24 protein-coding genes are annotated in these 23,249 nt (G+C 46.2%); 15 read left to right on the top strand and 9 right to left on the bottom strand.

Annotation, left to right across the window (positions count from 1 at the left end; all coding sequences use genetic code 11):
* The first annotated feature begins 28 nt into the window (after positions 1-28).
* A complete protein-coding gene (locus QUA58_RS15210; RefSeq protein ID WP_333394668.1) occupies positions 29-586 on the top strand; it encodes a hypothetical protein in 558 nt (185 codons plus the stop codon).
* On the top strand, positions 579-1,127 hold the full coding sequence (locus QUA58_RS15205; protein ID WP_333394667.1) for a hypothetical protein: 549 nt from the start codon (positions 579-581) through the stop codon (positions 1,125-1,127). The genes QUA58_RS15210 and QUA58_RS15205 overlap by 8 nt, the downstream gene beginning before the upstream one ends.
* A 112-nt stretch (positions 1,128-1,239) precedes the next feature.
* Here QUA58_RS15205 and QUA58_RS15200 read toward each other — a convergent pair whose 3' ends face one another.
* The gene (locus QUA58_RS15200; protein ID WP_333394666.1) at positions 1,240-1,422 is read right to left on the bottom strand and encodes a hypothetical protein; all 183 of its coding nucleotides are present in this window, start codon (positions 1,420-1,422) and stop codon (positions 1,240-1,242) included.
* Here QUA58_RS15200 and QUA58_RS15195 point away from each other — a divergent pair.
* Positions 1,421-1,591 (top strand): ribbon-helix-helix domain-containing protein, encoded by a 171-nt coding sequence (locus tag QUA58_RS15195; protein WP_333394665.1) that lies wholly within the window; start codon positions 1,421-1,423, stop codon positions 1,589-1,591. The genes QUA58_RS15200 and QUA58_RS15195 overlap by 2 nt on opposite strands.
* A gap of 51 nt (positions 1,592-1,642) precedes the next feature.
* On the top strand, positions 1,643-2,089 hold the full coding sequence (locus QUA58_RS15190; RefSeq protein ID WP_333252429.1) for a DUF5958 family protein: 447 nt from the start codon (positions 1,643-1,645) through the stop codon (positions 2,087-2,089).
* Between the two features lie 55 nt (positions 2,090-2,144).
* Here the strand turns inward: QUA58_RS15190 and QUA58_RS15185 are convergent, their stop codons facing one another.
* The 3 genes from QUA58_RS15185 to lepA form a co-directional block, all read right to left on the bottom strand.
* A complete protein-coding gene (locus QUA58_RS15185; RefSeq protein WP_333394664.1) occupies positions 2,145-2,564 on the bottom strand; it encodes a type II toxin-antitoxin system VapC family toxin in 420 nt (139 codons plus the stop codon).
* Positions 2,561-3,133: a type II toxin-antitoxin system HicB family antitoxin gene (locus QUA58_RS15180; protein WP_333394662.1), complete on the bottom strand. Its 573-nt coding sequence runs from the start codon at positions 3,131-3,133 to the stop codon at positions 2,561-2,563. Before QUA58_RS15180 ends, QUA58_RS15185 begins: the two co-directional genes overlap by 4 nt.
* A gap of 160 nt (positions 3,134-3,293) precedes the next feature.
* On the bottom strand, positions 3,294-5,108 hold the full coding sequence (gene lepA / locus QUA58_RS15175) for a translation elongation factor 4 (RefSeq protein WP_333252432.1): 1,815 nt from the start codon (positions 5,106-5,108) through the stop codon (positions 3,294-3,296).
* A gap of 327 nt (positions 5,109-5,435) precedes the next feature.
* Here lepA and QUA58_RS15170 point away from each other — a divergent pair, with 327 nt between their 5' ends.
* Together QUA58_RS15170 and QUA58_RS15165 are read left to right on the top strand one after the other, a co-directional pair.
* Entirely contained in the window at positions 5,436-5,663 is a 228-nt protein-coding gene (locus QUA58_RS15170) for a type II toxin-antitoxin system CcdA family antitoxin (protein ID WP_006632513.1), read from the top strand.
* A gap of 564 nt (positions 5,664-6,227) precedes the next feature.
* Complete coding sequence (locus tag QUA58_RS15165; protein WP_333252433.1) at positions 6,228-8,123, top strand: ATP-binding protein; 1,896 nt, start codon at positions 6,228-6,230, stop codon at positions 8,121-8,123.
* 480 nt (positions 8,124-8,603) lie between these two features.
* Here QUA58_RS15165 and QUA58_RS15160 read toward each other — a convergent pair whose 3' ends face one another.
* On the bottom strand, positions 8,604-8,756 hold the full coding sequence (locus QUA58_RS15160) for a hypothetical protein (protein ID WP_333252434.1): 153 nt from the start codon (positions 8,754-8,756) through the stop codon (positions 8,604-8,606).
* 233 nt (positions 8,757-8,989) lie between these two features.
* Between QUA58_RS15160 and QUA58_RS15155 the strand changes: the two genes are divergently transcribed.
* Positions 8,990-9,799: a GAF domain-containing protein gene (locus QUA58_RS15155; RefSeq protein ID WP_333252435.1), complete on the top strand. Its 810-nt coding sequence runs from the start codon at positions 8,990-8,992 to the stop codon at positions 9,797-9,799.
* Positions 9,800-10,390: 591 nt separating this feature from the next.
* Here QUA58_RS15155 and QUA58_RS15150 read toward each other — a convergent pair.
* Positions 10,391-11,941: a PAS domain S-box protein gene (locus tag QUA58_RS15150; protein WP_333394660.1), complete on the bottom strand. Its 1,551-nt coding sequence runs from the start codon at positions 11,939-11,941 to the stop codon at positions 10,391-10,393.
* 517 nt (positions 11,942-12,458) lie between these two features.
* On the opposite strand from QUA58_RS15150, the gene QUA58_RS15145 reads away from it, so the two are divergent.
* The 7 genes from QUA58_RS15145 to QUA58_RS15115 all read left to right on the top strand — a co-directional run bounded on the left by QUA58_RS15145 (position 12,459) and on the right by QUA58_RS15115 (position 20,664).
* Entirely contained in the window at positions 12,459-13,109 is a 651-nt protein-coding gene (locus QUA58_RS15145; protein ID WP_333394658.1) for a DUF3386 domain-containing protein, read from the top strand.
* Positions 13,110-13,389: 280 nt separating this feature from the next.
* On the top strand, positions 13,390-13,626 hold the full coding sequence (locus QUA58_RS15140) for a NifU family protein (protein ID WP_006632519.1): 237 nt from the start codon (positions 13,390-13,392) through the stop codon (positions 13,624-13,626).
* A gap of 235 nt (positions 13,627-13,861) precedes the next feature.
* The gene (locus QUA58_RS15135) at positions 13,862-16,108 is read left to right on the top strand and encodes a glycoside hydrolase (protein ID WP_333394656.1); all 2,247 of its coding nucleotides are present in this window, start codon (positions 13,862-13,864) and stop codon (positions 16,106-16,108) included.
* A gap of 230 nt (positions 16,109-16,338) precedes the next feature.
* A complete protein-coding gene (locus QUA58_RS15130) occupies positions 16,339-18,912 on the top strand; it encodes a PAS domain S-box protein (protein WP_333394686.1) in 2,574 nt (857 codons plus the stop codon).
* Between the two features lie 359 nt (positions 18,913-19,271).
* On the top strand, positions 19,272-19,664 hold the full coding sequence (locus QUA58_RS15125; protein ID WP_242715629.1) for a response regulator: 393 nt from the start codon (positions 19,272-19,274) through the stop codon (positions 19,662-19,664).
* 462 nt (positions 19,665-20,126) lie between these two features.
* Entirely contained in the window at positions 20,127-20,345 is a 219-nt protein-coding gene (locus QUA58_RS15120) for a hypothetical protein (RefSeq protein WP_190655558.1), read from the top strand.
* A gap of 106 nt (positions 20,346-20,451) precedes the next feature.
* A complete protein-coding gene (locus QUA58_RS15115) occupies positions 20,452-20,664 on the top strand; it encodes a hypothetical protein (protein ID WP_333394654.1) in 213 nt (70 codons plus the stop codon).
* Between the two features lie 193 nt (positions 20,665-20,857).
* Here QUA58_RS15115 and QUA58_RS15110 read toward each other — a convergent pair whose 3' ends face one another.
* The 3 genes from QUA58_RS15110 to QUA58_RS15100 all read right to left on the bottom strand — a co-directional run bounded on the left by QUA58_RS15110 (position 20,858) and on the right by QUA58_RS15100 (position 22,091).
* Positions 20,858-21,001, bottom strand: a complete 144-nt coding sequence (locus QUA58_RS15110; protein WP_333082210.1) for a chlorophyll a/b-binding protein — start codon at positions 20,999-21,001, stop codon at positions 20,858-20,860.
* Positions 21,002-21,402: 401 nt separating this feature from the next.
* Positions 21,403-21,657: a hypothetical protein gene (locus tag QUA58_RS15105; protein WP_015176458.1), complete on the bottom strand. Its 255-nt coding sequence runs from the start codon at positions 21,655-21,657 to the stop codon at positions 21,403-21,405.
* A gap of 74 nt (positions 21,658-21,731) precedes the next feature.
* Complete coding sequence (locus QUA58_RS15100) at positions 21,732-22,091, bottom strand: hypothetical protein (RefSeq protein ID WP_333172864.1); 360 nt, start codon at positions 22,089-22,091, stop codon at positions 21,732-21,734.
* A gap of 518 nt (positions 22,092-22,609) precedes the next feature.
* On the opposite strand from QUA58_RS15100, the gene QUA58_RS15095 reads away from it, so the two are divergent.
* Positions 22,610-23,230 (top strand): NYN domain-containing protein, encoded by a 621-nt coding sequence (locus QUA58_RS15095; protein ID WP_333394652.1) that lies wholly within the window; start codon positions 22,610-22,612, stop codon positions 23,228-23,230.
* The last annotated feature ends 19 nt before the right edge of the window (positions 23,231-23,249 follow it).

Genomic DNA, 23,249 nt, shown 5'->3' with positions numbered 1-23,249 from the left:
AAGTTTAGAATTAAAGCGATCGCCCTTCATGTCCAAAAGTGCGATCGCCCTCCTAAAATTAGTTAATGGTATAATCATCAATCAAATACCATTTAGCAGTAAATCACTTATTTTGAATAATGGCAGAGATACTTCTGAAGACACTCCAGAAGTTATAGAACAGGATATAATAGACCAAACGATTGAAGTAGGAAGTGGTTGTGACTGGACAGGCAGTGGAGTAGAACCTCAGTGGGATAATCCAAAATCCATCAAAGCCTACGATCATATCGATCGCCATCATGGCCCAAAACTGAAACCCCTTAATTTTAGAGGCAGGGCGGCATCCAAAAATCAGCCTCAAGGCCAGTGGCTAAATGCTCAAGACTGGGTAAAAGCTGAACAAGTGACACCGAAATATCCCGGTCGTTACATTATAAATTTCAAGCGTTCTATTGGGAAAGTTCACTATCCAGATGGAACAATAATTGAAAATGTTACCCATGCTTTTATTAAAAGGAAACCAGATGGAACATTCAAATCTGCTTATCCTGTTCTCAATGATGCTACCCTGTCCTCATTAGAAAGGAGCGATGAAGATGAATAACTATAGCAATTTTACAATCCAACTAGAAGCACCTAATGGCGAACAATATGCTGACCCACCAGAGGACTCATTAGGAGAACTTTCGCATTTTGAATTAGGTCTGAAACTATTTTGCTTTGAATGCGATCGCCCAGTATCAATAGAAATTGGTGAAGAAAAACTAAAAGTTTTTTTAGACCCCGATATCTGTATGCTCCTAGAAGATGAACTCCCCAAAAAAATTAGTGAGTTATCCCAAGGCAATCCCATCAACATAGAATTTGTTGAAAGTGTTTGCATGACTCTGGAATTACATCCCTTAGCCAATGATAAAATTAGCTGTAATTTAAAAAGATTTGGATATTTATCTCCAAACCAGTTTACCATAAAATCCAGAAATAAACACTTGGAACTGAATAAAACTCAAGTTATAACAGAGTTAAAGGGATTTGTCGAACAACTCATAGAAATGGCTCTAAATGGCGGCTACATAACCGCCGATGAAAAGCAAGAATTTCTGATGCCACTCCGCGAAATTGCTCCTGCTTCGGCTATTTGTTAATTAAGTGCGATCGCCCTTCACGTCCAAAAGTACGATCGCCCTTCACGTCCAAAAGTACGATCGCCCTCGATAATTTGATTGTTAACTTATCAAACACCCTCCCCCAAGAAAATTATCCTTGTGGATGAGGTAAATCAAACACCACTTCAAATCGGATGTTGGGCACTCGTTGCCGAAACAACTGAAGATGTCCCTCCGCATCCGATCGGCTGCGATAGCGACCGACGATCGCCCATTGCAAGCTGGACTGCCGAGGTGGCACAATAGGGGAAACTTCCAACAGATTGCAAGGCATGAGCGACAGCGAGCGGATTTCAGTGGTTTTGCCAACACAGGTTAAAAAGGATCTCGAAAAGTTGTGCGATCTCGAAAAGCGATCGATCTCCAACTTTGTCTACCTTCTGATTCAAGAGGCGATCGATCAAGCAAAAGCATCCGGCAAACTCAAATCAACAGATGGCTAAAACTAAAAGGATAACATCACATTATATTTGAGCCCGACTTAGTAGAGACAAATGAATCTAACCAATGAAATTACAATCAATCAAATTCAACAAGAATTAATTAGCCAAAAAGATGCAAAAAACTGGTTTTTAAGCTTCCCAACCCAATACCAGCAGGAGATATTGCAGCGGCTATCCTACATGATCCTCCAAGCAGGGGCGCGAGAAGAAGATGTTTCCCTAGCTATTGCCAAATCAAAACTTCGCCCAACATACACCCCTTGCGTGTTGCTGAGTAAAGGGCGATTAAAAGAACAAATGGGAAAGCTTTTGAAACTCCCGCCCTCAGAATTTATCAAAACCTTTTTCCTGTTAATAAGTTTATTGGCAATTGCTGATGCGCGCAGGTACGATAAATATTGTCAAGATGGCTGTAGCCACTGGTGGCACCGCGATTTGAGCGATCGCAAAGTTGTAGATGAAATTCAGCGCGAGTTTCAACAAAGCATTCTTGTTTAAGTTGTAGTAAGCTGTGATGCGATCGCCCGATCGCCCTTCATCCCCAGCCAACTCCTCAAATTGTCCAATCTTCAAACCTCAAACCCGGTACTCGCTCAAAATCTCGCCGATTCCGCGTCACCAGAATAGCATTTTTATAAATCACAGTAGCAGCAATCCGCAAATATTTTGTGCCGATGCGAATCTTTTGACGCACCAAATCTGTATAACAATTGTAAGCATCGCGATCGAACTTCAACACATTAACACTGTTGAAATACTCTACTCCATCCTGCAATCCCTTATAACCCCAGATTACTCGATCCGATTGAGAAGATTGATTAATCGCATTCAACCATCCCCGCATTTGTTCCTCAACGGTAATCACTGTTACTGCAATCTCTTCAGGATTAACCTGACTAACTCGCAGCTTTACCAGCGGATGTTCATTTTGAAAAAGCGTCAGACAATCCGTATCCAGTACCCACAAACTCATTTCACTTCGAGCTCCCCATCAAGTTGCTGGTAATCTGCTGCGATTTCCTCATCAAGGGTATTGCGATCGGCTTCCATATAAGCAACCACCTCACCAAACAGCGGATTGTCTTTATACATTCCCGCAAATTTCATCCACGGATGCTCCGGTTTTGGCGGTTTAATTTCCAGAGAAATCTGTTCAGATTTTTCTAGCCGATCGCCCACAACTAAGCTAATATTGGTAATAACTTCTTCCCGGCTATTACCATCAGCTTTACATTCTTCCCAACCCAAAACCACCGCTTGATATTTTCCCTCTGTTTTCTGTTCTATCAGCACTTTCAAAGCTGGACTATCTGGTTTTTTTTCTTGGATTTCCAGAGAAATGATTTCCGCTTTTTCTAAACGATTCGTGACCAACTGGCTGAGATTTGCGATCGCCTCTTCGCGAGTATTTCCCTCAGATTTACATTCTGGCAAACCCAATACAATCGCTTGATATTTTCCCTCCGTTTCCTGTTCGATGACGGCTGTCAAGGAAAAGTCAGTTAATTTGTCCGACGGCTTTAGTAATATTTTGGTACTCATAGTAGTAAATTCAACTAACAATTATATGTTTAATTATACCCGACATTTTACACCATTTTAATTTAAGCCTTTTAGGGACTGGCAAGATGCCCGTCCCACAAGAAAACAGACTCTTTGTGGAACAGGCATCTTGCCTGTTCCTGACAAAAAGCCACACAAACTACGAATCGCGATCGAGCTTCAGCACAGCCATAAAAGCCTCCTGCGGCACATCCACAGTACCCACAGACTTCATCCGCTTCTTACCCTTCGCCTGCTTTTGCAGCAACTTTTTCTTCCGCGAAATATCACCACCGTAACACTTCGCCAACACATCTTTCCGCAAAGCCGGAATGTGTTCCGAAGCAATCACCTTCGCGCCAATAGTCGCTTGAATGGGAACCTTAAATTGATGGCGAGGAATCAACTCCTTGAGTTTTTCCGTCAACCCGCGGCCCACATTATAAGCCTTATCCCGGTGTACGATCATCGCCAAAGCATCAACCGGATCGCCATTAATTAAAATGTCCAATTTCACCAACGGATTTTCGCGATAACCGATGATGTGATACTCCATGCTCGCATAACCGCGCGATCGCGATTTCATCTGATCGAAAAAGTCCGTCACCACCTCCGCCAAAGGCAACTCGTAAACCAGCGTAGTCCGCCCCTGACTCAGATACTTCATATCCATAAAAATGCCCCGCCGATTTTGAGACAACTCCATCAGCGTCCCCACATAGTTTTCCGGCGACAGCATTTCTACCCGCACATAAGGTTCCTCAATCTTCTCCCGATACTGAGGATCGGGCAAGTGGCTGGGATTGTCAATTGTTAACACTTCTCCTTTAATTGTTGTGACTTGATAAACCACAGAAGGAGCCGTAACAATCAAATCCAAATTGTATTCTCTCTCCAGTCTTTCCTGCACAATTTCCATGTGCAGCAAACCCAAGAAACCGCAGCGGAAACCAAATCCCATCGCACTCGAAGTTTCCGGTTCGTAAGAAAGCGCCGCATCGTTGAGTTCGAGTTTTTCTAAAGCTTCCCGCAAATCTGGAAATTGGTCAGCATCGATCGGGAACAAGCCGCAAAAAACCATCGGTTTTGCCTCTGTATAACCCGGCCAAGGCTCCGGTGCCGGCTTTTTGACCAAAGTAATCGTATCACCGACGCGAGCATCAGCTACAGCTTTAATTGCCGCGCCCAGATAACCCACTTCCCCTGCGTGCAGTTCGTCTACTTGAACTTGAGTCGGTGAAAGGATGCCCAATTCATCGATGACATATTCCTTACCCGAAACCATCAACAAAACTCGATCGCCCTTTTTAACACTTCCGTCCATCACCCGGAAATACACAATTACCCCGCGATAAGCATCGTAATAACTGTCAAAAATTAGCGCCCTCAGCGGTTTATCAACAGTATCCTGCGGCGGCGGCACCTTTTCGACGATCGCCTCCAAAATCTCATCAATACCAATTCCTTCCTTAGCAGAAGCCTCAATCGCCCCGCTACAGTCCAGACCGATAATTTCTTCAATTTCCCCTTTTACCCGTTCCGGTTCCGCCCCCGGCAGGTCAATTTTATTTAAAACCGGAATAATTTCCAAATTATTTCCCAAGGCAAGGTAGACATTTGCCAAGGTTTGTGCTTCCACACCTTGAGATGCGTCAACCACCAGCAGCGCCCCTTCGCAAGCAGCCAGCGATCGCGAAACCTCATAGGAGAAGTCTACGTGTCCGGGAGTGTCGATCAGATTGAGCACGTACTCCTGACCGTCCTTGGCAGTATAATTCATCCGAGCCGCTTGCAGCTTGATCGTAATGCCGCGTTCGCGTTCGAGATCCATATTGTCTAAAAACTGCTCCTTCATCTGCCGTGCCTGCACAGTCCCAGTCGCCTGCAACAGCCGATCTGCCAAGGTCGATTTTCCGTGGTCGATGTGAGCAATAATCGAAAAATTACGAATGCGAGATACAGGGACGTTAGTCATGTTTTTTATCGAAGAGCTAATCGGCAAAGGATACTTTTTGTTGTATGATTACACAAGCAAGAGTAGAGTGCTTACTTCCACCTCTTACTGGGGATTGAGATGAAACCACAACTGAGGCAAACCTCAAGAGTATCAGTTATTAGCCTTTCAAGTGTCCGACAGAGCCAGGACACCCAAAAGGAAAAAACTTTTCTCTCTCTCATTGTACAGAAAGCGGTTAAGCGGTTGAGGAAAGGTTGGGTGCAAATCAGGGACTTCAAATATCTAGTCCAGCCGGTTGTCCTGAAAAGAATTGAAACTTAAGAATTAAAACTAGGATTTTTAACTATGAGCGAATCAAGAATACCTTCCCACAGTTCGTCAGAAAAAGTCGAACTGTCCATCCATATCGATTCTGAACTGCTAGACCAAATTAAGCACTTGACGAATGACCCCAGCAAAGTCATTGAAACAGCAATCAAGCAGTGGCTCAGAGGCGAGCGCCGCGAAGACGAACTGGCTCTGGGTTTGCGTCGCAACCCCCCAGTCCCGCCACGCGGTGAATGGAACGACTAAGGTGCTCTGGCCCCAGACGGCGCGCGCAAATCAGCAGGCTGTGAAATTTAGATCGCGCGGGCGATCTCCTGCAGATTTCGTGGCTAAAGCTACAGGTGGCGGGCGAGTGAACTCGGCTAAATCACAACCTCGGAACAATTTCAGGTGAGGGAAAAAATGCGTGAGCCATTCCCTGACTAGAGTTGTTCGCAGCCTCATATTTTGGCGTAATTTTCACACTTGATAGTTAATCGGTGCAGATTCCTAATTTCTCAATCTTAATTTTTATCTTTAAATTACCCAAAACGGCTGAAAACGAATAGTTGTGAGTTTTGAGTTGAGTTCCGAATTAAGGAATTAATATTTGATGAGTTCATTAATAACTCAAAAGTCAATAGTAGAAGCCTAAAATTCTTGCAAATTGTGGGTTTGGAGCGATTAATGTTTTAATTAAAAAGCCAACAACTTTTTAATTGATTAATAACTCACAAATTAACAGTAGAAGCCCCAAACAATGGGGAGTCTTGAGTCTTTTATAAAAAACTCAAGACTCCAAAATCCGAACTACTTTCATCCCCTACTCTGATGGACTCTAACACAGATTTCCGGCGATCGAGCCTCGCCTCTACAGTTTTTTTTCAAGAGTTAGGGGCAGAATTAGTATTTACCCAAGACGCAAGGGGTCGATATCTATCTTTTTACTGGCAAAAAGCCGAGCAGTACAACCTTACAGCAGAACAAATTGTCGATCGCCCCCTCAGCGAAACCCTGCAACCCATCCCCCCTGCGCCTTATCTCGATATCCTGCGGCGGGCGCTCGAAACCCTCGTGCCGCAACGGTTCAGCTATCCATTTTGCCACGCCGGACAATATTTTCTCTTCGATTTGACACTCACTCCGGCGATCGACTCAAACGGCAAAGCTGCAAAAGTCTTAGTTATCGGAAGGCTGCTGTCTGACAAACCCACAGACAGACGGCCCGACTCCCCAGAATTCATGCTCTATCGAGCTTTGCCATCCCCCTGGGACGCCCGCCAACCAATGTCACTTCCAGCGAGCCGTATCCCCGGTCGATCGCTCCCTCCCTACTCGGAAATCGATCGTAAAATCATCTCCCAAATCGCTCAAAACCTGCACAAAACCCTCGATTTAGACACAATTTGGCAGCAAACTGTTAACAGCTTGGGTCAAGTTTTGAACGCAAGTCGCTGCATCATCTGTTCCTACAAAAAAGACAGCGAAAATCTCGAAACATCCCCCTTCCTTGCCTCGGAAAATCAGCAAAAATCGACCGCAGCAGCCGAATTACAACAGTCAATAGCCACAGACTCCTCGCCCCCGCTTTCCCCAGCTCAAATCGAAAATCTCCAATCGAAAACTTTTAAAGTAGTAGCTGAGTACCGCCAAGAAGCTTACTCTTCTATGCTGGGATTAGAACTGCGCGCAGCCGAACAGCCAGGGTGGATTCAAACTTTAGCCACATTAAAACCAGTAGCAGTCGATTACGCCTCCCCTGCCGCCGATCCCTTCCACCGCCATTCCGTGCTCGTAGCAGCTACCTCCTATGAAGACCAACCCAATGCACTGATATGTTTGCACCGCTGCGGCAGTTCCCCGAAATGGAGTCATGTCGAACTCGAATTCGCCCGCGAGTTAGTCGCTCAAGTCGGCAGTGCGATCGCCCACGCTACACTTTACCAAGAATTAGAACTAGCCCGCGCCGAAGCCGTAGCTCTTTCCCAACTTAAAAGTCAATTTCTTGCTAATACTTCTCACGAACTCCGCACCCCCCTCAACGGCATCATCGGCTTCCTAAAACTGCTTATGGACGGCATGGCAGATGACCCCGAAGAAGCGCACCAATTTATCGAAGAAGCTTACCGATCAGCAGTACATTTGTTCAATGTGATTAACGATATTTTGGATATCGCTAAAATCGAAGCTGGCAAAATGGAGTTAGACCTCGCTCCCGTCAAACTCGGTGAACTGTTGCAACAAGTTGAGAATTTTACACGGGTTCAAGTCGAGCAAAAGCGATTGCAATTTCAAATCCAAAAACCCCCTGTGGAGGACGAGATTATTGTGTACGGCAACTACCAACGCCTGCTTCAGGTAATCTTGAACCTCACGGGCAATGCGATTAAATTTACCGGGGAAGGGGGAATTCGCATCAGTGCCGAAATTATTAAGAAAAAGGTAACTGTTGACAACCAGCAGTTCCCCGGAATGGTAAAAATCCGAGTTGCTGATACTGGCATTGGCGTTTCTCTCGACAAGCAGGATAAATTATTTGAGTCATTTTTTCAGGTAGACGGCAATCGTACCAGACAATATGGCGGCACTGGTTTGGGATTGGCTATTTCTCAAAAACTGGTAGAAGCAATGGGGGGTACAGTAAATTTTTACAGTATGGGGGAAGGGCTGGGAGCGACTGTTACTTTTACTGTGCCGCTTTATCAAGAACCACTCTTTAAAAATTAATCATCAGTAATTGATCATCAGTAATTGGTCATCAGGACTTTGAAGGAATCAGGAATCAGGAATCAGCACAAATTAAGAAGCAATAGGGAATCAGGAAGCCGAAAAAAAAACTGCTAGAGCGGTTCTCAACTTTCGTGAGGTACTCGCCAGCTTTCTTATCATATCAAATCCGTTGGCATCGGAATTATTCATCTCTCTCTTCCCTTTCTCTGTATCCTCTGTGTCCTCTGCGGTTTAATCATTCCGATACAACCGGAATGGATATCAATTACCAATTACCAATTACCAAACTGTATCTTACTCACTTAAAAATTGCTATATTCGTGTATCCGTGAGTTCCGTTGCGTGAATAAAGGTCATCGATAATTGGTAATTATCCTATAAACACAGTTCGGGAGCATCTCATATTTGTAAAAACACTTCTTTTTGCTCCTTCCTTCTGGCTCCTGCCTCCTGTCTCCTGCCTCAAAACTCCAATTTCTAGCTTGGCTGCAAAAGTGAAATGCTCCCCACAGTTCGATCGCCCACCAACGTATCAATTTTGACTTTTATCCGTCGCCAAGCTCCCTCCTTGGGAGTTTTGGACTCATATTGATCACCCACGCCACTTCCGATCCCACCCAGAATTGGCATAAATCAAATCCGGGGAATACGGATAACAGCTCATCTTTAATCTGTAGGCTGGCAGCCCACACATCCTAGTAAAGACACCGCAAATACTTAGTAATGTTTGACGGTCTGTGGCAATATTTAAGTATAATTACGTAATCCATAAGTAGCACAGCGGCAGGCTGGTAAATTCAGTAACTCCCTGCTCTGTTGCCGGAGTGGTAAACTTTTGCCAGTCTAGTAGAAAAAGGGTTGCTATGAATCAGCAAATATCAGCTCAATCGCAAAAGCTTTTACTCCAAATTGGCAGAAATATTCGTCGAACCTTGGATCTCAATACCATCTGGCAGCAAACAGTTAACAGTCTGGGAGAAACACTAGGTGTCAGCCGCTGTATCCTTTGTCCCTATGAAAGTTCTAGCCTGCAAGTCAAAGTAGCTGCTGAATACTGCCAAGAACCATTTTTACCGATGCTGGGAATGGAAATCTCGCTCACAGCAGCACCTCATTTCCTTCAAGCTCTAGCCACCCTCGAACCGGTGGTAGTAGACTCCTTTGCAGCTAATGACCATTTTGGGCCGCAGTCGCTGCTAGTGGTGGCTACCGCTTACCAAGAGCAACCTAACGGCATAATTAGCTTGCATCAGTGCAAAGGTCGATCGTCTGGGAAGGGTAATGCCGATCGACCTTGGACTCAATGCCAGATCGAATTCGCACAAGAACTTGCCGAGCAAGTAGGAAGTGCGATCGCCCTCGCCACCCTCTACCAAGAGCGCAGCAAGCGAGTACAAGGACTATCCCAGCTCAAAAAGCAATTTTTGTTGAAGGCCTCTCACGAGCTCCGCACTCCCCTAAATCACATCATCGGCTATCTACAACTAACCATAGACGACCAAGCTGACGATCCCATAGAAGAGAGAGATTTTATCCAAGAAGCTCACCGTTCGGCTATCCACCTTTCTCAGGTAATTTCCAATATCTTAGATTACATTGAGTTAAGTGAAGCTTGCCAAACTCACGCAGAGTTAGCCACTTTCAGGAGTCAGGAAAAATCTGGGCATCAGTAAACCTTCTAGTGGCGTATTTAACAAGTCTCATATTTACCCTTCCAACAAGTTTTACTCTGGAAAAAGCTGACACTTTATCGATAGATTCCCTCACTAAATTCGGTAGCTGGTTCATCAATTATTTTTAGGGAATTATAGTTTTATAGCAATCGCCACATCGGTAAGGACAGAAATAAGCTCATGAATAGATCCCTGACCCTTGTAGCATCAACGGTTTGATGCAGTTTAAAAACTGTCAACTGTCAACTGTCAACTGTCAACTGTCAACTGCTATACACAGTACAGCATAGCAACTACTACACGTAGTAGCCCGGTGTATTTATCAGATTATGTCCGCTCGAACGACTCCCATCAAATAGGTTATTTGACCGGAAAGGATATGGCAAGCATAAGATTGCACTTTCACACTTTTAATGCTTTTAACTTGTGCTTGATATAATTACCAGAAAAAATTGGTTTAAAGCCCCAAGCCTGATCGGGAGAAATTAAAAGAAGACTATTCATTACTCCAATCCTCTTCCTTCCAGGTAGAGGTCGCTACCCGTGCAGTCAACTGTCAACTGTCAACTGTCAACTGTCAACTGTCAACTGTCAACTGTCAACTGAACCACTTCCCTTTTTTTTCGGAGTTTTTTGAGGGCTGACATAGCGCGCCCAAAAAGGTTCCTCCATATCTTTCATCGCTGCTAGTTTTTGGCGCTCTTCCTCTATGCGCTTGCGTTCTGAAAGATTAGAAAATATGTTGATACTGCCGACAGCCTGACCGCCCGCATCTCGCACGCGTGCGGCAAACAGCCAAACATCGATCGAACTACCGTCTTTTTTCAACAAAGATATTTCCAAACCGTTTTGCGGCTTGCCATTAGACGCAGACTTTAGCAGCGCGTAAAAATCTTGCTTTTGGCCTTCAGGAATATTCGGTAAAGGTTTCCCTAAAACCTCAGCCGCAGTCCAGCCAAAAAGTTGTTCGGCGGCGCGGTTCCAAACAACGGTATTGCCGTCATTGCTGGTACAGTTAATCGCCAGCGGCGCCGATGCTATCTGCGCTTGCAAAACTTGGTTAACGAGTTGCAGTTTCAATTCTACTTGCTTGCGATCGGTAATTTCCTGACAAGCGCCCCACAAACGGACAACCCGTTCAGCAGTTTTGTCCCACACCACTTGCCAGTAGTCCCGCACCCAGCGCACCTCGCCTTTTTGATTAATAATGCGATACTCATTAGCTCCAGTGCGGCTAAAAGTACAGCCTTCTAACTGTTTAATTAACATTTCCCTGTCGTCGGGATGAACGAGTTCGGAGTTCCACCAACCAAACGATTCTAATTCTTCAGGAACGATCCCGGTGCAGCGCTCAAAAGCTTCTGTCGCCCACTCGCAGGCGAACTTGCCCTCGGGCAGTCCCTTAAAAGAATAGGCAAAATCCGAAGTAATTTGCGACATAACTCTGTAGTGGAGTTCCGACTCTCGGACTGCGATTTCAGCTTGCTTTCGTTCCCCTATTTCCCGCGAATTAATTATAATTCCCTGCACGCTAGAATCGGAAAGCAAACTGTTACCTATCGACTCCATGTAGATCCAAGAACCGTCAGCGTGGCGTTTCCGATATTCGATTGCCCCCCCAATTCCTGGAAATTCTAACAACTTACCAAAATACGTCTGCCAAGCCAGCAAATCGTCTGGATGGATTAACTCGCCGTGAAATTTGCCAATTCTTTCTTCTGGGTTGTAACCCAAAAGTCGCTGTAGGGCTCCGCTGTGGTATCGAACTCGCCCGTCGGAGCCAACAATGCTAATTAGATCGGGAGAATTACGCAGCATAGCTTGCAGTTTTGCTTCGCTTTTAATTAACCCTTGATTGTCCCTGCGATGCTGGCTGATTTGTTTTTCCAACTGCTCCCGTAGCTGTCTGATTTGCCCTACTTGCTGGGCTACAGTGCGTTCCAATAGGCGATTATTTTTTTCGATTTCAACCAGCTTTGCTGCGTTATATGTCGCGCTTTCAAACAAGTGGCTGCCTGCTATTTCATGTAGAGAATTTGATAAATTTCCCAAGATTTTTGTGAAAATTGCCTGTTGCGGATGTGGCAATTCCCTAGCTTGTTCCTGCAATGTTTCTAAGTGTTTGTAGACAGTTTCTAGCATTTTATTAAGGGGGGGGATCTAATAGTTGCCTGCGGGTGCAACCCCTAAAAAGCGGACACAAGTTTTTTCAACATAACCCATAATATCAATTCCGGCTGCGCCGGAATGATATCAAATCCGCGCTTCATCGTCGGGCGTAAAGTCGAATCAAGCTGCCAACAAATAATTCGCGCAATTTTCATTTTTTTGACTCACAGTCAACAGTCAACAGCGATGCCCTGAGCGAAGTCGAAGGGTCAACAGTCAACAATGATTCCGGTGCAACCGGAATCGATATAACTAAGACTGGTGTCTGGCGATCGACCGATCGCGCTCTCAATAACCAGGCATTTTGGGACTTTATTTTCAAATCATAGCAACCGATAGAGAAAGTAAATTCTTGTGGCGCCCTAATTGCCAGCCCAGCAGCACCCCCAAGAAGTGCTCGCCAGGAGTGCGGGTAACTCCCCTACCCAGTGAATGTGGGGCTTCTCGCGGTTAAGCTAAACTAGATGGGTGTCAAGAGAAAGAGGGATTTATGACAGAGCAAGCCAACGCTCGCGATTTGTTTCGCGCTGCTTACGAACACCGCTATACCTGGGATGCCAATTTTCCCGGTTATAGTGCCGATATTGAACTCAAACAGGGCGACGAAGTATATACGGGTCATGTTTCCATCAAACCCGACATGAGCGTGGAAGTCAGCGGCATTGAAGATGAGGAAGTGCAGCAGAGCGTTTACACCCAAATGCGGGACATTGTTACCCACCGCAAGCGCTCGACATTTGAAAAATCTCACGGCAAAAATAGCTTCACTTTGGGCGAGAAGGACAGCACCGACGCTGTGGATATTTTAGTGCAAGGCGACTCAATGGGGTCTAACTATAAAATCCGAGGTCTCTCAATTTGTCAAGTCAGCCGGGTGATGGGCCGCATGGCTTTCGTAATTGACACGCACAAAAGCTTAGAGACTCCCGAAGGTTCTTTGGCTAGCCACTACGATGCCGTTTTCCGCAACCCGCAAACCGACGAAGTCATCAAAGAACTCGAATTTGAAGATACCTTTGAGAAGATAGGCGACTATTATGTGATGACAAAGCAAGTAGTTCGAGCAAAAGAAAAAGGTCAACTGACAACAACCGAGTTCAACTACTCCAATGTCAAACTGCTAGAACCAGCAGTAGTGTAGCGCGATCAAAAACCCGATTTCTTAAATAAAACGGGTTTTTTTGGTTAACGTATCAGAATCAACTTGATTTGGCGGCAAGTAACGCTACGATCGAACTAGAGAGCGAATTGGGATCGAGCATCAGCGTGACAGAAACCGGGTTTCCTGCCGCGGGCTCACCTGAGTGCCTAAGTATTTTATCAAAAAACCCGGTTTCTTAAATCCCGCGCGGGTTGAGAATGCTGTCCTTGAGTCAAATCTAACTTTCATCAACTGCAAGAAATCATCACAGAGGCGAAATATGACACTAGCACTAACCAGAGATAACGTCGAAACAGTTCTCGATGAAATGCGCCCCTACCTGATATCTGACGGTGGCAACGTCGAACTCGTAGAAATTGACGGCCCAGTGGTACACCTGAGACTGCAAGGAGCTTGTGGCTCTTGCCCGAGTTCCACAATGACTCTGAGAATGGGCATTGAACGTCGCCTGCGCGAGGCTATCCCAGAAATTGCCGAAGTCGAACAGGTAATGTAATTAGTCAGTTGGCAATTGGCAGTTGGCAATTGGCAGTTGGCAGTTGACTGTTGACAGTTGACTGTTGACGTTTGACAGTTGGCAGTTGACTGTTGACGTTTGACAGTTGGCAGTTGACTGTTGACTGTTACAAATTACCAGTTGACTGTTGACTGTTACCAATTACCAAATTTAATTACCAATTACCCATTACCAATTACCAAATTCAATTACCAATTACCCATTACCAAATTCGATGTCTCACCCCCTTTACGTAGCCTTCATTTGGCACCAACACCAACCGCTGTATAAATCCCGAGTATCCGCTACAGCAAAAGAGGCTCAATACCGACTGCCTTGGGTGCGCCTGCACGGAGTCAAAGACTACTTGGATTTAGTGCTGATTTTGGCAAAATATCCCAAACTACATCAAACAGTAAACCTGGTTCCGTCCTTAATTTTGCAGATAGAAGACTGCATCGCAGACAGAGCATTAGACCCTTACTTGGCGGTGACATTAAAGCCAGTAGAAAATTTAAATATCGAAGAACAAGAGTTCATTTTAGAACACTTCTTTGACGCCAATTACCACACCCTGATTCAGCCACATCCCCGGTACGCTCAACTCTACACTCAGCGGCAGGAAAAAGGCATTCAGTGGTGTTTGGCAAACTGGAAATTGCAGGATTTTAGCGACTTGCTGGCCTGGCACAATTTAGCTTGGATGGACCCGCTGTTTTGGGACGACCCCGAGATTGCAGGGTGGCTGAAACAAGGACAAAATTTTAGTTTGGTAGACAGAAAAAAAATCTACTCAAAACAAAAAGAAATCCTCGCCAAAATCATTCCCCAGCACCGAAAAATGCAAGCTGAGGGACAGTTGGAAGTCACCACAACCCCGTACACGCACCCGATTTTGCCGCTGCTTGCCGATACCAACAGCGGGCGCATAGCTATTCCTAACATGACGCTGCCAAAACACCGGTTTGAGTGGGCAGAAGATATTCCCAGACACTTGAGAAAATCCTGGGAAATGTATCAAGAAAGGTTTGATTGTCAACCGCGCGGTTTGTGGCCGTCGGAACAAGCAGTCAGCCCGGAAATTTTGCCCTACATTGCTAAACAAGGTTTTAAATGGATTGTCTCGGATGAGGCAGTATTGGGGTGGACAATTAAACAGTTTTTTAACCGGGATGGGGCGGGGAATGTTTGCGAACCAGAATTGTTGTATCGCCCTTATCGTTTAGAAACTCCAGATGGCGATTTGGCGATCGTATTTCGAGACCACAGATTGTCTGATTTGATTGGGTTTACCTACGGTTCGATGGAACCGGAAAAAGCAGCGTCAGATTTGGTGGGACACTTGGAGGCGATCGGCAGAACTCTCAAACACCGACAGTCCGACGGCCAAACAGCTTTAGAAAATCCCTGGTTGGTGACGATCGCCCTAGACGGCGAAAATTGCTGGGAATTCTATCCCGAGGACGGCAAACCGTTCTTAGAATCGCTCTATGAAACTCTCAGCGACAGTCCAGATATCAAATTAGTCACAGTTTCGGAATTTCTCGACAAATTCCCAGCAACCGAAACAATACCCGCAGCCCAACTGCACACCGGTTCCTGGGTGGACGGTTCCCTGACAACTTGGATCGGCGATCCCGCGAAAAATCGGGCTTGGGACTTGTTAGGGGCGGCGAGACAAATGCTGGCCAACCATCCAGAGGCCACAGAAGAAAGCAACCCAGAAGCTTGGGAAGCGCTTTATGCGGCCGAAGGTTCCGACTGGTTCTGGTGGTTTGGCGAAGGCCACACGTCGAACCAAGATGCTATGTTCGACCAGCTATTTCGCGAACACGTAGCGGCGATTTACGAGGCTCTTGGCGAGCCCGTACCCCCGGAAGTGCGGCGGCAAGTAGAGGTGCATGAGGTTCAAGGCGACCACCAGCCGCTGAGCTTTATTCACCCGGTGATTGACGGTATCGGCAACGAACAGGATTGGGACAAAGCCGGTCGGATTGAAGTTGGCGGAGCAAGGGGTACGATGCACCGGAGTTCGGCAATTCAGCGGCTTTGGTACGGGGTTGACCACTTGAATTTTTACATTCGCGCCGACTTCAAGGCAGGGGTGCGGCCGGGAATTGATTGTCCTCCAGAGTTAAATTTGTTCTGGTTTTATCCCGATCGCACGATGAAAAACAGTCGGATTCCGCTGTCGGGTTTGCCCGACGAAGCACCGCTAAACTACCTATTCCACCATCAGTTAGAGGTTAATTTGCTGACGAAATCAATTGCGTTTCACGAAGCAGGAGAGGGGGATGAGTGGCAGCCCCGCCTCAGCCGGGCCCAAGTGGGATTGGATAAATGTTTGGAGATAGCAGTGCCCTGGGCGGATTTGCAGATTATGCCCGACTGGCAGGTGAGGCTGATTGCAGTTTTATCGGAAGGGGAGCGTTACTCTACCTGTATGCCGGAAGATGCTTTGATTCCGATCGGAATGCCGTAAAAAGACAGTTGACAGTTGACAGTTGTCAGTTGACAGTTGTCATTGGTCATTAGTTATTGGTCATTGGTCATTAGTCCTATTGTGTCCGGTCGTTCTACCGCTATAAAATTGGTTCGAGCGTTAGGACTTCAGTCCTCTGTCTTATGAGGACTGAAGTCCTCACTACAAACCTGAGACTGGGTGAATTTACCGAACATCACATCATTAGTCAGTGGGAAATTAACAAACTAATGAGTCGCATTTTGCTATTGGTCGATCGCCACCAACAACCTAATTTGCCGATCGCACACCTCAACATCGAGCATGAGGTGATTGTACTCGATCGCGCTTTAGATCCCAACTCCGAATTTCCCTTTCCCCAAATCGCTTTTGACTTGTGCATTCTCGACGAGGCAAATTTCGATCGCATCGGGCCGCTGGTAGAATCATTAAAAGCTGCCGCCGAGCCGATATTTTTACCGTTTTTGCTTGTTAGTAAATCCCAAACGCCTGCTCTTTCTGAGCAGCCATTTTCGCAGCAGGCAAAACAACTCGAACGCAGAATAGACGATTTGATAGTAAGTTTAAGTCCCGTCGAACCCACCCAACTGCACTTGCGGGTAGAGAATTTGTTGGCCCGCAGGCGGCTGTCGCTAGAACTCCACAGACTTCAGGAAGCAATTAAAGAAAGGACTTTTACAGAAAGTTTGTTAATCGATTCGCTGCAAACGGCAAACGAAAACCTGCAACGGGAAACCGCCAAGCGGGCGGAGGTAGAAGCTGTACCGCCAGAAAACTCCTATCTCGACTCGCTGATGAATGCCATGCCAGATATTGTCTGCTTCAAAGATCACGAGGGCAGGTGGCTGGAGGCAAATAAAGCGATATTGGAAGTGTTCGAGCTAGAAAAAATAGACTACCACGGCCTCACAGATTCTGAGCTAGGAGAATTCAGCAGTTTTTACCGCGAGGCCCTACAGGCGTGCGAGGTCAGCGATCGAGAAGCGTGGGCAAAAGGTAAGCTTTCTAGGGGGGAAGAAATGATTCCCCGATCGGACGGTACTGTGAAAATCTACGACGTGATTAAAGTACCCGTATTTCACCCCGACGGCAGACGCAAAAGTATCGTGATTTTGGGCCGCGACATCACGGAATACAAGCAAACTAGAGACGAACTCGTGCGCTTAGCCTCGATTGTCGAGTCTTCCGACGACGGCATCGTCAGCAAAACCCTCGCCGGGACAATTCAGAGCTGGAACGCAGGAGCAGAGAAGATTTACGGCTACTGTGCGGCGGAAATCAAGGGGAAGTCGATCGAGATTTTAGCCATACCCGAACGCCCCAAGGAAATGCCCCAAATTCTGGAAAATATTAGGGCTGGAGCCAGCATCGACCATTACGAAACCGTGCACTTGCGGAAAGACGGCCAACAGATAGATGTGTCTCTGACTATTTCTCCAATTAAAGACGCCACTGGAGCGCTAACGGGCATTTCGACAATCGCTCGCGACATCAGCGACAGCAAGCGAGTCGAAAAAGCCTTTGAACAACTCCGCCACCAAACAGAAATGATTTTGTTCTCCGCAGGAGAAGGAATTTGCGGGTTGAACAAACAGGGAAAAGTAACTTTTGTCAATCCGGCGGCGGTGAGAATGGCTGGGTGTGAATCGAAGGAATTGATTGATCGACCAGTCTATGAAAGCTTACACCGTTCACATGAAAAATTCTCAAAGGCGATCGAGCAACTGTCACCTGCAACAAACATCAATTCAGGCTCTGAACTTGTCCCACACTGCGCCGCACAGCAGGCGGACAAACTGCTGCCGAACCGGGTAAGTTCTCAAATTTTAGCCACCTTGGAAGACGGAGAGGCGCGGCGCGTCACCGATGAGATTTTTTGGCGGCGAGACGGCAGCAGTTTTCCGGTTGAGTACGTTGTTGCTCCGATGCGAGAAGAAGGCGAAATTATTGGAGCTGTGGTGAATTTTAAAGATATCACGGAGCGGCTTGCCGTCGAGCGCATGAAAGATGAATTCATCTCTGTGGTCAGCCACGAACTGCGGACGCCCATGACCTCGATTCACGGCGCCCTCGGCCTCCTCAACAGCGGCCTGCTGGACGCTTACCCCCAGAAAGCTAAGCGGATGCTGGAGATTGCTGTCACTAATACTGACCGCTTAGTGCGGTTGGTCAACGACATCCTGGATTTAGAGCGGATGGAGTCGAGTTACAGCACTGTCATCAAACAAACTTGCAATGTGGCTGAGCTGATGTTGCAGGCGACTGACGAGATGCAGGGAATGGCTCAGCAGGCGGGAGTTACTCTGTCGGTGAAGCCTGTGGGGGCGCAATTGCAAGCTGTTCCCGATCGGCTAATTCAAGCCTTGACAAATTTACTCAGTAATGCTATAAAATTTTCTCCCTCCGGCGCTACTGTTTGGCTGAGTGGGGAGTTGACCCACAATCTGGATGTGGCAGAAAAAGCAGCGCACAAGTCGGTGTCGTCTCCGTCTTTGTTGTCTCCTGAGCCTGCCGCCGCGCCTCCGCACTTGCCAGTTCCGAGCTCGTGGTACATCGTGATTGCTGTGAAAGACCAAGGGCGGGGTATTCCGCCAGACAAGTTGGAGATGGTCTTTGAACGCTTTCAACAAGTTGATGCTTCTGATTCTCGCCAGAAGGGAGGTACTGGTTTGGGGCTGGCTATTTGTCGCAGTATCGTACAGCAGCACGGGGGGCGGATGTGGGTGGAGAGCGTTGTGGGGGAGGGCAGCACTTTTTTCTTAAGTCTGCCACTTCTGAGGGAGGGGCTGGCAACTGAAAGTTAATTTCTACGCAGGTGTACCCAAAGTTACTGATTTTGTGCAGATTGTTTGTCGATGACTCGATAAAACAATCTCAGCCTTTTCTGCTGTTTGGGGACTGCGGGCAAAAAGCACAATTTGAGGTCGAAAAGCGGCTTTTTTTGGGTGGGATATTTTACAGCCACCGCGCCAGACGGTTAGGACGTTCTTAGTTGAAACCCTGGCTGTCGATGGCAACTTAGGTCTTCCTTGTTCCTTCTTCCTTCAACATTTGCTATACAGTTTTGAAAATTTACTGTACAGTCCGATCGGGTAAGATAATTTGCTTTACAAAATATTCACATTTGACCTCTAATCTGTGATCAGTTCTCATTACTAAAAAAATGTTAATTTTGACTGCCAAGCGCATCTTGGTTATTGACGATGCGGAAGATATTCGGGAAGTAGCTCAAGTCAGTCTTGAACTGGTGGGGGGCTGGGAAGTCCTGACAGCGAGTTCGGGCCGCGAGGGCGTTGCTAAGGCTCTTGCCGAACAGCCTGATGCTATTCTATTGGACGTGATGATGCCCGACCAAGACGGGCCTACTACTTTTCTACAGTTACAAGCTAATAATGCTACGCAGCACATTCCGGTAATTTTATTGACAGCTAAGGCTCTGGCTGGGGACAGGCGGATGTTCGCTGATTTGGGGGTGGTGAGCGTGATTGCTAAGCCTTTTGAACCGATGTTTTTGGCGGCTCAGGTCGCTGAGGCTTTGGGCTGGGAGCAAGAATAGATCGATCGCGCGCATTGAATTGTGCAGCTTTTCAAGCAGTAGTTTTGCAGGCAAAGAGAGTTAAAAAAACTTGGTTTCTTTGGTATGGTTCCTTAGATCCAATCGGGGCGATCGGACAGCATATATGTAGCGACTTAGGCGCCGTACCTTTCGTCCTGTCAGCTTAAGACTAAAAACCTCAGTCCGGTATCAGTTTCAACCCTGTCGGTATTGGGGTGAAATTGATACCAATTAGGGATGCCTAAATCCCTATGGGTAGTGAGTTCATTTAACCGAATTCGGCCTCAGCCATGAGAACAGTATTCCTACTGATGTATCGGGAAAATATAAGCTAGCAGGATTATTTTACTTTTTGTAACAACTCACTCGTCTTCATAAGTTCTTCAGGTTTTAGTTTTATGTTTAAGCAGAACGTCAGGGATCGCTCCTGACTGTTGGCAGACACATTGGGAGAAGACGACTATGCCCTCAGCTTACATTTTGCTACTAATAGTTTCTCTGGCAGCAGTCTGGGTTTACTGGCAAACCTCTCAAGATATTTTTGTTCTTGTGGCTTGGGCCGGGCTGGGTTGTTTTATTTGGGGTTTCTCTTGGGCTCCTTGGAGCGTTCAGCTTTTGATTGTGGTGTTACTCTTGGGCCTCCAAAAGTGCTACTTGCGCGACGCTCAAAGCTGTGAGTGAAAGAGATTTTTTATTTTGGTGCCTGGAATTGAGATGTGCAGGCATTCGTGAATCTCTCTAATGATTGGGTTATCGCTCCATATCTTCAAAAAAGGTTTAAAATATCATGAATAGTTGCCCTTGTTGCTCCTCTCAATTGCTCCGCCACGCTCGCCACAATCGCGTTTACTGGTTCTGCTCGCACTGCTGGCAGGAAATGCCGGATCTGTCGGAGATGATTTTACGTAACAGCGCCCGCACTCACAAACGCGACGGTTTGGTGAAGGTTGCGAATTTGACTCCTAAATTGAGGATTTTGGATTCCGTAGGAATTGCTTAGTTTGCTGGAGTTAGTCTCGCGATAAATATTGAGACAGAAAAAAGTTTTGATTGTGCCATCTGTTGGATTTTTTCATAAAAAATGCAAAAGCCCCTTCAGCGTGATGAAGGGGACTTATTAGCGGGGGGCTTTTGCACTTGTGATGGGGTCGATCGCCCGACTGAATTTCAGCTATTGTATGCAGTTAAGCTGATTACATCAAACCAATTTGAGAGAGAATGCCTTGACCGGTGAGGAATTCGGTAGCTAGACCGATAACGAAGCCCAACATTGCCAAACGGCCGTTCCAGGTTTCAGCAAACTCAGTGAAGCCAACTTTTGCGTTTTTGTTTTCCATGACCAGAAACCTCGTTTAATTTCAACCTTATGTAACTAAACTTAACACAGCAGTACAAAGTTTGCAACATATTTTTACATTGACTGTTCAAATGCCGGAGATCAGCGGGATGATCCCGCAGGGAGAGGGGCGATCCTCTTCGAGGGCTTCGCTAACGGGCGATCGCATCGGAGGCGAGAAACCCGGTTTCTTCTTGTATTTTTTGTGACTCGTCGCAAAATCTCGTAGAAACCGGGTTTCTGAGGTCAGGGCGCGTGGGTCGAAGGATATCAGAAAAATAATTTTTAGTTAATATAAAATAGCAAAAATCTAGTGACACTCCGCCTGGGGGGCCCCGGAAGAGCAAACCCTAATTGTTTCCCACACAGCATAATTCCGGGGCACCATGCAATCTGAATCTATTAGATGCGAAGGTATTTCACAAAAATACTCATCACCTCACCACTTTTAGCAGTTGGTAGCAGGGGACTCCAGACACCAACCTCAGCGTACCCGCGCGCGTGGAGTAGGTAAATTGTACTCCTGACAGCTTGGGGAGAACCTATCAGCAGATGTTTGAGGGGTTCTTTCTCAGGATTTGCTGCGTCGGGAGTTAGCAGGGACGCGGGAAGTTGAATGGCGTCGCTGCTGGAATTCGATAAAAAACTCTGTGTCACAGTGATTAAAGGCTTTTGCTAGTTGAGTGCTACATCCAAAAAATACAACACCCAGCCCGCTTGACACCACCAATTCAGTGTAAATATTCCCCTATTTTCTTAGATTTGTTTTTGATTCGTTCTAGTACCTCCTCCAAAAAGTCTTCATTTTTGCCAGCAACCTCTATCATCTCTCGCAGCGTGTCAGCGTATGACAAGGTACGCTTGTGGTGGTCTGGCATTTTTTCAAAACTCGGGCCCCACCGCTTGACGGCATCAATATTAACGCCTAAAACCTTTACCAGAAGCAGGTTGCAACGCGCTTTGTAGCCTCTGGCTTTTTCTTCTTCTTGTGTGGCGTGGAACCACCGACGGCAAAAATCCCAAGCTTCCATTGACTCACTCAGCCAGCTAAACCATTTGTCGCGTCGCGACGTTCTGCAAGTTCGCAACATAGGGTAAAAATTACACTGTTTTAGGATTATGGTATCATCCCATTTGGTGTAATATTTCCCCTAATAGACTATAGCTGACAATTGATGCGACGATAGTACGGAACGAAGTTCGCGATCGCACTCCGCAGGCTTCCTCCGCAGCAGTCGATCGGGAAGGGCGATCGGCGAAGCATTTTAGCAAAATTAGTAATAAATACTCATTGCATTTAATTGTTATTAGTGCTTTCCTAGTAATAAGGCTGATTTTTCAGCATCCAAAAGCGCAAAGCTGTGGGATGTTGTTGCAGCCGCAGGAGTTCTGGTTACGACCGATCGAGTCGTCAACCGTGAGACTGGATGGACAGCTATATATTTTGTTAAAAAATGAGCTAAACCTTCAGATTTTTAATCCAATGTTTAGCTGTGTATCCATTCTCACGGTTGACCACTCGTTCAGTCGTAACCAGAACTCCTGCGGGTTCTGCAACTTTAGACCCACCCCCCCAGTAACACTTAAAAAAAGTTACTGGCGGAGAGAGTTGTTAGATTGGGGAATTTCCAAAAGGGAAATCCTCTCTTCAATGCTTCTTGTGCGCCAGATGCCTGATTTAAATGCCGTTAAGCAAACTAACAAATCTGGATGTACTAAAATGACTCACACTCGTTTAGAAATTGGCAAACAAATCAGTCATCAACAGCCTTTAGTTTCGGTTTATTGGGATTATCAAAACACCCCACATAAAAACCTAGCAAACAACTTGTTGCTTTTTGCTGATTTATTGGGATATGTAGTCAACATAAAAGTTTACGACAATTGGAAAAAAGACAACAAGGTCGATCAAAAAAGGAAAAGAACCTTAGTTCATCTTGGCTGGGAATGTGTTAATGTATCCCAGACAATCCCAAATGCTGCTGACTTTAGTTTGTTGTTCGACTGTTCAGGTGAAGCAGCAATTAGTCCATATTTACATACATTTATCATTGTGTCTGGAGACGGCTATAGTGAAATCTTGATTCCTAAGCTGCAAGACAAGGGTAAAAAGGTGATAATCTTGGCTCGACGAGATAGTGAAAATAAAAATCTGGAAAGTCTCGCCAATGAATTCTACTTTCTGGATAAATTACAGAATTTGATCGAGGCCTACAAACAAGTAGCTTAAATCTCCCTGTAATTCGCCT

The sequence above is a fragment of the Microcoleus sp. N9_A1 genome (assembly GCF_036701795.1).
Taxonomy (GTDB): Bacteria; Cyanobacteriota; Cyanobacteriia; order Cyanobacteriales; family Microcoleaceae; genus Microcoleus.
The sequence above is the reverse complement of the archived record's forward strand: the minus strand, read 5'-3'. Positions and strand labels throughout refer to the sequence as shown.